Source organism: Streptomyces inusitatus (assembly GCF_014651115.1).
GTDB classification, from domain to species: domain Bacteria; phylum Actinomycetota; class Actinomycetes; order Streptomycetales; family Streptomycetaceae; genus Streptomyces; species Streptomyces amakusaensis.
Window position 1 is genome coordinate 37652 of record NZ_BMWG01000012.1, and the last position, 10750, is coordinate 48401.

11 protein-coding genes are annotated in these 10750 nt (G+C 74.2%); 4 read left to right on the forward strand and 7 right to left on the reverse strand.

All coding sequences use genetic code 11. The annotated features are described in order from the left end of the window. Positions 1-12 precede the first annotated feature (12 nt). The 4 genes from IE247_RS19055 to IE247_RS19070 all read right to left on the reverse strand — a co-directional run bounded on the left by IE247_RS19055 (position 13) and on the right by IE247_RS19070 (position 4810). Positions 13-648, reverse strand: coding sequence for an NADPH-dependent F420 reductase (locus IE247_RS19055; RefSeq protein WP_190124384.1), 636 nt, complete (start codon positions 646-648; stop codon positions 13-15). A gap of 187 nt (positions 649-835) precedes the next feature. Next, positions 836-3055, reverse strand: coding sequence for an NADP-dependent isocitrate dehydrogenase (locus tag IE247_RS19060; protein ID WP_190124385.1), 2220 nt, complete (start codon positions 3053-3055; stop codon positions 836-838). A gap of 122 nt (positions 3056-3177) precedes the next feature. Continuing rightward, positions 3178-3606 carry a hypothetical protein gene (locus tag IE247_RS19065; protein WP_190124386.1) on the reverse strand — a complete coding sequence of 143 codons (429 nt, stop codon included), beginning with the start codon at positions 3604-3606 and terminating at the stop codon, positions 3178-3180. Continuing rightward, positions 3593-4810: an MFS transporter gene (locus IE247_RS19070; protein ID WP_229869221.1), complete on the reverse strand. Its 1218-nt coding sequence runs from the start codon at positions 4808-4810 to the stop codon at positions 3593-3595. The genes IE247_RS19065 and IE247_RS19070 overlap by 14 nt, the downstream gene beginning before the upstream one ends. 56 nt (positions 4811-4866) lie before the next feature. Between IE247_RS19070 and IE247_RS19075 the strand changes: the two genes are divergently transcribed. After that, a complete protein-coding gene (locus IE247_RS19075; RefSeq protein ID WP_229869222.1) occupies positions 4867-5481 on the forward strand; it encodes a CGNR zinc finger domain-containing protein in 615 nt (204 codons plus the stop codon). Between the two features lie 27 nt (positions 5482-5508). After that, on the forward strand, positions 5509-5916 hold the full coding sequence (locus IE247_RS19080; protein ID WP_190124388.1) for a PPOX class F420-dependent oxidoreductase: 408 nt from the start codon (positions 5509-5511) through the stop codon (positions 5914-5916). A gap of 22 nt (positions 5917-5938) precedes the next feature. Here IE247_RS19080 and IE247_RS19085 read toward each other — a convergent pair whose 3' ends face one another. Both IE247_RS19085 and IE247_RS19090 read right to left on the reverse strand, forming a co-directional pair. Beyond that, positions 5939-6514 (reverse strand): histidine phosphatase family protein, encoded by a 576-nt coding sequence (locus IE247_RS19085; RefSeq protein WP_190124389.1) that lies wholly within the window; start codon positions 6512-6514, stop codon positions 5939-5941. A 76-nt stretch (positions 6515-6590) separates the two neighbouring features. Further along, positions 6591-8096: an aminotransferase-like domain-containing protein gene (locus IE247_RS19090; RefSeq protein WP_190124390.1), complete on the reverse strand. Its 1506-nt coding sequence runs from the start codon at positions 8094-8096 to the stop codon at positions 6591-6593. Between IE247_RS19090 and IE247_RS19095 the strand changes: the two genes are divergently transcribed. Both IE247_RS19095 and IE247_RS19100 read left to right on the forward strand, forming a co-directional pair. Next, the gene (locus IE247_RS19095; protein ID WP_190124391.1) at positions 8095-9006 is read left to right on the forward strand and encodes a DMT family transporter; all 912 of its coding nucleotides are present in this window, start codon (positions 8095-8097) and stop codon (positions 9004-9006) included. The two genes, IE247_RS19090 and IE247_RS19095, sit on opposite strands and share 2 nt — an antisense overlap. A 90-nt stretch (positions 9007-9096) precedes the next feature. Then, entirely contained in the window at positions 9097-9291 is a 195-nt protein-coding gene (locus tag IE247_RS19100) for a DUF1918 domain-containing protein (RefSeq protein ID WP_190124392.1), read from the forward strand. Between the two features lie 23 nt (positions 9292-9314). Here IE247_RS19100 and IE247_RS19105 read toward each other — a convergent pair whose 3' ends face one another. Beyond that, positions 9315-10550 (reverse strand): glycoside hydrolase family 10-like protein, encoded by a 1236-nt coding sequence (locus IE247_RS19105; protein WP_190124393.1) that lies wholly within the window; start codon positions 10548-10550, stop codon positions 9315-9317. Positions 10551-10750: the final 200 nt, after the last annotated feature.

A 10750-nucleotide genomic window follows, 5' to 3' on the forward strand; every position in this document is an offset into this window, starting at 1 on the left:
CGCGTGCCGGGTTCAGAGCAGGCTCTTCGCGTCCTCGGCGGAGGGGACCGTACCGAGGCTGAACTCGTGCAGATCGCCGAAGACCTCGATCCTTCGCGACTGGTCGATGCCGCCCACGGAGAGCGGCTCGAAGCCCGCCGCCCGGATGAGACGGGCCACCGTCTCGCCCGCGGTCTCGTCGTCGGCCGCGTAGAAGCCCACCGCGCGGTCCGGGGTGCGGTGGGAGAGCTTGTCGAGGGATTCGGCGCCGAGGGTTCCGAAGGCCTTGACCAGGCGGGCCCCTTCGGGGAGCAGGGCGGCGAGGACGGTTCCGGAGGACTGGTCCTCGGGGATCGTCTTGACGAATCCGCCCTTGCCGTCGGGGGCGATCGGGTTCGAGGGGTCGACGACGATCCGGCCGTTCAGCCGCTCGCCGTACTCCGCGATCAACTCCTTGATCGTCTCGAACCAGACGGCGAGGACGAGGACGTCCGCACCGGCCACCGCCCGGTCGGTGGTGACCGGGGTCGCCCCGGTGCCGAGCCGGGCGGCCAGCTCGCGCGCCCTGGCCTCGTCGCGGCCCGCCACCAGGACGGGCTCGCCTCCCCGGGTCAGATTCGCGGCCAGCCGCGATCCGATGTTGCCGGTGCCCACAATCGCTGTCGTCATGGCTCCAGTGGAACAATCCGGCGGATCCCGGGCGCGGCGGGCACGCCATCCGGGTGAGGGCCCCCGGCGTACCCACGGCCCGGCACGGGCCCGGTACACGGGCGCGCCCCGGCCGGTGGGTTTCACCGGCCGGGGCGCGTTCACCGCTCCGTGCTCGACCGGGGCGGCTCACCGCCCCGGGGTCGTGTCAGCCGAGCGAGGCGATGGCCTGGTTGAAGGCCGCCGAGGGGCGCATGACGGCCGCGGCCTTGGCCGGGTCGGGCTGGTAGTAGCCGCCGATGTCGACCGGGGAGCCCTGGACCGCGATCAGCTCGGCCACGATGGTCTCCTCCTGCTCGGAGAGCGTCTTGGCGAGCGCCGCGAACGCCTCCGCGAGCTGGGTGTCGTCGCTCTGCCCGGCCAGCTCCTGCGCCCAGTACAGCGCGAGGTAGAAGTGGCTGCCGCGGTTGTCGATGCCACCGAGGCGACGGCTGGGCGACTTGTCCTCGTTGAGGAAGGTGGCCGTGGCACGGTCCAGGGTGTCCGCGAGGACCTGGGCGCGCGCGTTGCCCGTGGTCTGGGCGAGGTGCTCGAAGCTGACCGCGAGGGCGAGGAACTCACCCAGGCTGTCCCAGCGCAGGTAGTTCTCCTTGACGAGCTGCTGGACGTGCTTGGGCGCGGAGCCGCCCGCGCCGGTCTCGAAGAGGCCGCCGCCGTTCATCAGCGGGACGACGGAGAGCATCTTGGCGCTGGTGCCCAGCTCCAGGATGGGGAAGAGGTCGGTGAGGTAGTCACGCAGCACATTGCCGGTGACCGAGATGGTGTCCTCGCCGCGGCGGATCCGCTCCAGGGAGAAGTTGATCGCGTCGACCGGGGCCTTGATCTCGATCTGGAGACCCTCGGTGTCGTGCTCGGGCAGGTACTCGCGGACCTTCGCGATGAGGCTCGCGTCGTGGGCGCGGCCCTCGTCCAGCCAGAAGACGGCCGGGACGCCGGTCGCGCGGGCGCGGGTCACGGCGAGCTTGACCCAGTCCTTGATCGGGGCGTCCTTGGTCTGGCACATGCGCCAGATGTCGCCCTCGCCCACCGTGTGCTCCAGCACGGTCTCGCCCGCGCCGTTCAGGACGCGGACGGTGCCGTCGGCGGGGATCTCGAAGGTCTTGTCGTGGCTGCCGTACTCCTCGGCCTTCTGCGCCATCAGACCGACGTTGGGGACCGAGCCCATGGTGGCGGGGTCGTACGCGCCGTTCGCGCGGCAGTCCTCGATGGCGGCCTGGTAGATGCCGGCGTAGCTGCTGTCGGGGATGACGGCGAGGGTGTCGGCCTCCTTGCCGTCGGGGCCCCACATGTGGCCGGAGGTGCGGATCATCGCCGGCATGGAGGCGTCGACGATGACATCGCTCGGCACGTGCAGGTTGGTGATGCCCCGGTCCGAGTCGACCATCGCGAGCGCGGGGCCCTCGGCCAGCTCGGCCTCGAAGGACGCCTTGATCGCCGCGCCCTCGGGGAGGGAGTCCAGGCCCTTGAGGATGCCGCCGAGCCCGTCGTTGGGGCTGAGGCCGGCGGCGGCGAGCGCGGCGCCGTGCGCGGCGAAGGTCTTCGGGAAGAAGACGCGCACCACATGGCCGAAGATGATCGGGTCGGAGACCTTCATCATCGTGGCCTTGAGGTGGACGGAGAAGAGGACGCCCTCGTCCTTGGCGCGGGCCACCTGGGCGGCCAGGAACTCGCGCAGCGCGGCGACGCGCAGCACGGAGGCGTCCACGACCTCGCCCGCGAGGACGGGGACCGACTCGCGCAGCACGGTGGTGGTGCCGTCGGCGGCGGTCAGCTCGATGCGGAGCGAGTCCGCCTCGGCGAGGACGGCCGACTTCTCGGTGGAGCGGAAGTCGTCGGCGGTCATGTGGGCGACATTGGTCTTGGACTCGGGGGTCCAGGCGCCCATGCGGTGCGGGTGGGTCTTGGCGTAGTTCTTGACCGACGCGGGGGCGCGGCGGTCCGAGTTGCCCTCGCGCAGCACCGGGTTGACGGCGCTGCCCTTGACCTTGTCGTAGCGGGCGCGAACGTCGCGGTCCTCGTCGGTCTTCGGGTCGTCCGGGTAGTCCGGCAGCGCGTAACCCTGCTCCTGGAGTTCCGCGACGGCGGCCTTCAGCTGCGGGATCGAGGCCGAGATGTTCGGCAGCTTGATGATGTTGGCGCCGGGGGTCTTGGCCAGCTCGCCCAGCTCGGCGAGTGCGTCCTCGATGCGCTGGCTCTCCTCCAGGTACTCGGGGAAGCCGGCGATGATCCGCCCCGCGAGGGAGATGTCACGGCTCTCCACCGTGACCCCGGCCGTCGAGGCGTAGGCCTCGACCACGGGCAGGAACGAGTGCGTGGCCAGCGCTGGGGCCTCGTCGGTGTGCGTGTAGATGATGGTCGAGTCAGTCACCGGGTGCTCCGCTCCACGTCTGCAACATTGCTCGACATCAAGATATCTCGTCCGCGCCCCCCTCTCGAAAGGGCCCTCCCTCCCGGGGCGCGGCGGGGCCGGTCGGAGCGGGTCAGGATTGGTCAGGCTTCCACGGTGACCTTCTCCGGGGTGAGGCCCGCGGTGAAGTGGACGGCGGGCCAGTAGCCGTCGAGGAAGTGTTCCTCGCCGACCTCCTCGTAGTGGAGCGCGAAGGCTCCCGAGGGGCCGATGACCACGGTGGTCGGGTTCATCGAGGCCAGGAAGCCGGCGGCCTCCTCGGCGCTCTCGTCCCCCTCGGCTCCCCACGCCCACAGGAAGGCGGTCCCCTCCTCGCTCAGCCGGGCGAAGGCCGCGAGCACCGCCCGGGCCTGCGGCAGGAGCGCCTCGACCGTCTCGCGGTCGGCGTCCTCGAAGCTCAGGGACACCTGCCGGCCGGCCGCCGGGACGGTCACGTACCGCTGCCGCAGGATGTCGTCCACGCCGAAGCCCGCGACGGTGCGCCCCGCCGCGGTGTTCTCACGCTCGTCCATCTGTCCCCGCTCCTCGCTCTCGCCGTCTTCCCGCGCAGGGTTTCACGCCGGGGAGCGCGGCCAGCAGCTGGACGGCGGCGGCGGTGAGCAGCGCGCCCGGCAGCGACCACAGGGCGAGGGGCCCGGCGAGGGCCGCGCCCGCGGCGAAGCCGGTGAGTTTGAGGCTCGCGCCCGTGGTGAAGACCTGGGCCCGCAGCCGGCCGGGGGCTTCCCGGTGGCGTATCGCGAACAGGGCGGTGAGCTGGGCTCCCTGGCCGACCCCGGCGAGCACCACGGCCGCCGCCAGGGGTACGGGGGCGGCGGTCGCGGCGAGCGCCGTCGCGGCGGCCAGCAGGAGGGCGCTCACGGGGAGGACCGTGTCGGGGCTCGGGGGGCCGTGGCGGCGGGCGGGCAGGGCGCCCGCGGCGAGCGCGACGACGGCGATCCCGGTGAGCAGGAGGGCCCCGTGACCCGCGCCGCCCAGGGCGCGCTCCCCGAGCAGCGGGGCGCAGGCGACGAGCATGCCCTCGCCCGCGCAGGAGACCGCGGTGACGGCGGTGGCCCGGGCGAGCGGCGGGACGCGGGTGATGGCGCGGAACCCGGCGGCGATCTCGGAGGCGATCCCGGCGGACAAGGGGTACGGGGGTGCTCCCGCCGTGCGCCGGGGCAGCCGCAGGGCGGCGGGCAGCGCCAGGCAGATCAGGACGGCGGAGGCGACGACCCCGGCCCGGGCCCCGGCGAGCTGCGCGGTCCCGCCTGCCAGCGCGGGGCCCGCCAGTGCGGCGGCGTTGAAGGTCAGCGCGTCGAGCGCGCCCGCGCGGGGCAGTGCTCCGGCGGGGACCACGTTCGGGAGCTGGGCGCTCCAGCCGCCCGCGAGGGCGGGGGCGAGGAGTCCCGCGGCGACCGCGATCAGGACGGTCCAGCCGAGCGGGGCCCGGCCGAGGCAGACGAGGACGGCGGTCAGCGCGAGGGCGTGTCCGGCGAGCACCGCCGCGAGGAGGCGGCCCGGGGCGGGCGAGCGGTCCAGGAGTACGCCGATGAGCGGGCCGCCCACGGCCGCCGCGGCCGTGGCCCCGGCGAGCAGGGCCGAGGCCGAGGCGGGCGAGCCGGTGACGGCGAGGCCCGCGAGCAGGAGGGCGGGGCCGGACATCTCGTCGCCGGTGCGGGCGGCGGTGGCACCGGCCGTCCAGCTCCACAGCCGACGCCGGGGGTGACGCTTTTCCATCCCGGGCACGGTACGCAGGTAACTCAAATATGCGCCAGATGCGTTACATTCGCCGGATGGTGACATCAGACGGCGGCACCTGGTCCGCCCGGCACGCGGTGGAGGCCGCCGCCCGGCGGACGGCGGCCCTGGTCAACGTACTGACGGCGCGGGAGGCCCCGTCGGCGGCGGCCGTCGTCGCGGTGCTGCGCGAGCACGGCGAGCCGGGAGAGCTCGATCTCTCCGAGCGCGACACCGCCGAGATGCGCGCGGCGGCCCTGCGGCTGCGCGAGGTCTTCGCCGCGCCGGGGGCGGCGGAGGCGGCGGCGCGGCTCAACGGGCTGCTGGCGCTCACCGCCGGGTCGCTGCGGCTCACCTCGCACCGGGGCGCGTCCCCCTGGCACCCCCATCTCGACAGCCATGACGACGCGCCCTGGGGCGAGTGGCTGCTGGCCTCCTCCGCCCTGGCGCTGACCGTCCTCGTATGGGACCGGCAGTGCCCGCCCGGCGGCCTCTGCGCCTCGGCGAGCTGCGGAAACGTCTTCCTCACCCAGGGGGCCGGGCCGCCGCGCCGCTACTGCTCCCGGCGGTGCGCCACCCGTGAGCGGGTCGCGGCCCACCGGCGGGCCAAGGCCGCCGAAGGGCGACAACCGGCCGATGAGATGGATCAAGTCCCGATTGTCCGGCGGTAGTTGACGCCTCCGGACTAGGCTCCCGGCATGACTTTCGCCTTCAGCGACTCCGCGCGCCGGATTCTCGACGAGCCGCATCTCGCCACCCTCGCCACCCTCTTCCCCGACGGCAGTCCGCAGACCTCGGTCGTCTGGCTCGGCGTCGAGGGCGAAGAGGTGATCATCTCCTCCCAGCGAGGCAGGCAGAAGGTCAAGAACATCGAGGCCGACCCCCGGGTCAGCCTGAGCGTCTGCGACCCCCGGCAGCCGGACCGCTATATCGAGGTGCGCGGCACGGCGACGGTGGTCGAGGACACCGGCCGCCGTACGGCGGTGCTGCTCGCGGAGAAGTACGACGGGCCCGGCGCGGGCGTGGCCTATCTGGAGCTGCCGCCGGAGGATGTCCGGGTCGTGCTGCGGATCGCTCCCAGCCGGGTGACGGGCTTCGGCGCGTAAGCCGTCAACGGCGCGGGCCCGCTCAGGCGGCGGACTGGAGGCACAGGCTCCAGCGCCGGGCCCGGCCGGTGAGGACCAGGGTGGAGAGCGGGCGTACATCCACGCTCCAGTAGGCGTGGGGCGGCGCGTTGAGCGCGTACACCAGCGCCGCCCGTACGACGGAAGGCTCGGCGACGGCGACGACGGAGCCGTCGTCCCCGGCCGGGCGGGTGTCCAGCCAGCCGCCGATCCGCCCGATGAAGGCGAGGAGCGACTCGCCGCCGTGGGGCGCTGAGCGCGGGTCGCCGAGCCAGCAGTCGACCGCGCCCGGCTCCACGGCGGTCACCTCGGCGAGGGTCCGGCCGCGCCAGCGCCCCATGTCGCAGTCGCGCAGCCCGGGCTGGGCCATCGGCGCGAAGCCGAGCGCCTGGGCGGTGGCGCGGCTGCGCGGGCTCGGTGAGCAGTAGCGCAGTTCGGCGGCGTTGAGCGGTACCAGGGCGTGCGCGGCGAGCCGCACCTCGTCCCAGCCCGCGCCGTCGAGCGGCCGGTCGTCGTCGAAGCGCTCCGCGAGCAGGGCGGAGCTGCGAGCGGCAGCCACCAGCGTGATCCGGACACTCATGGCGAGATGGTGTGCCTGAAGCCCCGGAGCGGTCAAGGGGACAGAACGGTCCACTCCGGTACCGGCGGTCCAGGGTTCACCCGCTGTTCCCGCCCCCGTCACCCTTTTCCGGTCCAGGCCCCGGCCTCGGTCCGGGCCCCGGTCCCGGCTCCAGTACTTCGTCGGCCGCCGTGCGGAGCCTGCGCACCCCCTCGGCGATCTCCTGGCCGCCCGCCACTCCGGCGAAGCTGAGCCGCACCCGCCCGGCCGGGGGCTCCGCGCAGAAGTAGGGGCGGCCCGGGGCGAGCGCGACGCCCGCGCGCAGCGCCGCGGCGAGCAGCAGGGTGTCGTCCGCGCCGTCGGGCAGCCGGAGCCAGAGGTGATGGCCCCCGGACGGGAGGTGCGGAAGGGTGAGTTCCGGCAGTTGGCGGCGGAGGGCGGCGGCCATGATGTCGCGGCGGGTCCTCAGTTCGACGGCGAGGGCGCGCAGATGGCGGCTCCAGCCGGGCGCGCCGACCAGTTCGAGGGCGGCCTCCTGGAGCGGCCGGGGTACGAAGAAGTTGTCCACGACATGGATGGCGCGCAGCCGTTCGAGGACCGGTCCGCGCGCGGCGAGCATCCCGACCCGCAGGCTGGGCGAGGTGACCTTGGTCAGCGAGCTGACATGGACCACCACGCCGTCGGGGTCGTCGGCGGCGAGCGGGCCCGGCGGGCGGCCCGCGTCGTCGTGGGCCAGTCGGCGCGCGAAGTCGTCCTCGACGATGAAGGCCCCGGCCGCTCGGGCGATGCGCAGCACCTCGGGGCGGCGGGCGGGCGAGAGCACCGCGCCGGTCGGGTTCTGGAAGAGCGGCTGACAGACGAAGACCCGGGCCCCGGTGGCCCGGAAGGCGGCGTCGAGCAGTTCGGGGCGGACGCCCTCGGCGTCGAGCGGGACGGGTACGGGCCGCAGCCCGGCCGCGCGGGCGATGGCGAGCATGCCGGGGTAGGTGGGCGATTCGACGAGCACGGGCGCGCCGGGCGGGGCGAGCGCGCGCAGCGCGGTGGTCAGGGCGGACTGGCCGCCCGCCGTGACCAGCACATCGGCGGCGGCGACGGTGGGGCCGAGCCCCTGGGCGAACCATTCGCGCAGCTCGGGCAGGCCCTCGGAGGGGGGTCGGCCCCAGGCTCCGGGGCGGCGGCCGGCGCGGGCGAGCGCCGCCGCCATGGCCCGCTCGGGCTGGAGCGAGGGGTGCAGATAGCCGCCGTTGAACTCGATCACGCCGGGCGGCGGCGCGGCGAGGGTGACCAGCACCCCGGAGGCGTCGACGGTGCGCGGCACGGCGTCGGCAGAGGCGTCGGCGCTGAGGGCGACCTCCTGCCAGGAGGTGTCCCCGGCGTCGGCCGTCCGGGCGCGGGGCTCGGCGCGGAACGCGCCCGCGCCGGGGCGGGTGACGACCAGCCCCTCGGCGGTGAGCCGGGCGAGGGCGCGGGAGACGGTGACCGGGGAGACCCGATGGCGTTCCACCAGGGCTCGGCTCGATGGCAGCTTCTCGCCTGATGAGTAGCGGTTGAACTCCTGGCGCAGGATTCCGGCCAGTTCGGTGACGCTGCTACGCTCGTGCATGAGAGTACAGAATAGCGCTACCGTTACCGCGCCGATAGCGGTCACCGCCCCGGCCGCGGGCGGCGGCACCCTGCTCGCCGTGCTGGGCGTGGTGGCCTTCTCCCTCACCTTCCCGGCCACGGTCTGGGGCCTGGAGTCCTTCGGCCCCTGGTCGCTGGTGACGGTCCGCGGCGCGCTCGCGGCGCTGATCGCGGGCGGTTTTCTGCTGGCGCTGCGGGTCGCCCCGCCCGAGCGCCGCCACTGGGGGTCGCTCGCGGTGGTGGCCGCCGGTGTGGTGGTGGGATATCCGCTGCTGACGACGCTCGCCCTGAAGACCTCCAGCAGTTCGCACGCCGCCGTGGTGGTGGGGCTGCTGCCGCTGACCACCGCCTGCTACGCGGCGGTGCGCGAGGGCAGGCGGCCCTCCCGCGCCTTCTGGCTGGCGGCGACCGCCGGAGCGGCCGTCGTGATCGTCTTCACCGTGTCGCAGAGCGGGGGCTCGCTCCGGAGCGGCGATCTGTATCTCTTCGGCGCGCTGCTGGTGTGCGCCGCCGGTTACACCGAGGGCGGCCGGCTGGCCCGCGAGATGCCCGGCTGGCAGGTGATCGGCTGGGCCCTGGTCCTGTGTCTGCCGCTGATGCTGGCGGGCGCGGCGGCGGCGCTGGCCGTGGAGCCGGTGCGGCTGACGGTCCCGGGAGTGACCGGACTGCTCTGGGCGGCCGCCGGATCGTCCTTCCTCGGGCTGTACGTCTGGTACCGGGGCATGGCCGCGATCGGCATCGCCCGGGCGAGCCAGCTCCAGCTGGCGCAGCCCCTGCTCACCCTCCTCTGGTCGGTGGCGCTGCTGGGCGAGGAGCTGACCCCCGCCGCCCCGCTCGCGGCCGTGGCCGTCCTGGTCTGCATCGCGGTCACCCAGCGGGCCAGGAGCTGACCGTCACGGGCGGGGCCCCGGGGTGCGCCGTAGACTCGACAGTACGGATCGCCGGACGGATCACCGCCCTTGCGAGGAGGTCGCTTTCCGATGCATGCGAGCGTGGGCGACAAGCTGCTGGTGCACGGCAGGACCGTGGGCGTGCACGACAGGGTCGCCGAAGTCGTCGAAGTGCTGGGACCCGAGGGCTCGCCCCCGTACCGCGTCCGTTTCGAGGACGGGCACGAGACCGTGATGTCCCCCGGCCCCGACTGTGTGGTCAGGCCGCACGAGCACGCCCTCTGACAGGGCCCGCCGGGGCCGGGGCGTCAGCCGGGCGGGAGCACCCTGCTCGGATAGTGGTCCGCCACCACCCTGGCCATCGCGCCGTTGCGGTCCGCCCCGACCTCCTTGGCCGAGAAGAAGAAGTGCCCGCGCACCTCCTCGTACTCGCGCGCCAGCGTCAGATGGCGGGAGAGTTCCGCCGGGTCCTGCCAGGCGGCCGGCTGCGCGGGGTCGCCCGCCTTGTAGAGCGCCTCGCCGATGCAGAGATCGACGCCCGTCCCCCGGACTGTCTCGCTCCACCAGGGCAGCAGTTTGGCGTAGTCCGCCGCGGCGAAGCCGATGTTCCAGTAGACCTGCGGTACGACATGGTCGATCCAGCCCTGCCGGACCCAGGTACGGGTGTCGGCGTACAGATCGTCGTACGTCTGCACTCCGGCCCTGGTGTCCGAGCCGCGCGGGTCGGTCGCCGCGTTGCGCCAGACGGCGAAGGGGCTGATGCCGAACCGTACGCCCGGCCGGGCCGCCCGGATCCGCGCGGACATCTCCCGCACCAGCCGGTCGATGTTGTCGCGCCGCCAGGCCGCCCGGTCGGCGAAGCCCGTGCCGTACCGCGCGTAGGTCTCGTCGTCGCCGAAGGTCTGCCCGGCGACCGGATACGGATAGAAGTAGTCGTCAAAGTGGACCGCGTCGATCTCGTAGCGGCGCACCGCGTCGGTCATGGCGTCCTGGACGAAGGCCCGGACCTCGGGGATCCCCGGGTTGTAGTAGAGCTTCCCGCCGTACGGCAGGACCCACTCCGGATGGCGGCGCGCCGGGTGCTCCGGCACCAGCCGCGAGGGGTCGGTGTGTGTCGCGACCCGGTAGGGGTTGAACCAGGCGTGCAGCTCCAGGCCCCTGCGGTGGGCCTCGGTCACGGCGGTGCCGAGCGGGTCCCAGCCGGGGTCCCGGCCCTGGACGCCGGTCAGATACTGCGACCACGGCTCGTAGGGCGAGGGCCACAGCGCGTCGGCGGCCGGTCTGACCTGGAGGACGACGGTGTTCAGCCGGCGCGCCACGGCGGTGTCGAGATGAGCGGTCAGCTCCTCGCGCTGCCGCTCCGCGCTCAGCCCCGCCCGGGACGGCCAGTCGCGGTTGGTGACGGTCGCCAGCCACATGCCCCGGAACTCGGGGTGCGCGCTGTGCCGACGCGGCGCGGCCGCCGCGTCGCCCGCCGTCCCCAGGGCGGCCAGCGCCCCGACCGCCGCGCTCGCCACGAAGCCCCGTCTCCCGATCCGCGCCATGCGCCACCTCGCGTCGCTCGGTCCCTGCCAGTCGCTCGGTCCCTGCCAGCAGCATGCCCGCACCCAGGGTCTGTCTCACACCCCTGTGCGGAGTAACGTCTAGGGTCTGCCGTTTGGGTTAGGGTGGGGTCGCGGGGCCCCCCCGCCCCCAACCGCAGGCCCCCCGGGGCGCCGGGGCGGGGGGGGGGCCCCCGGGGCGC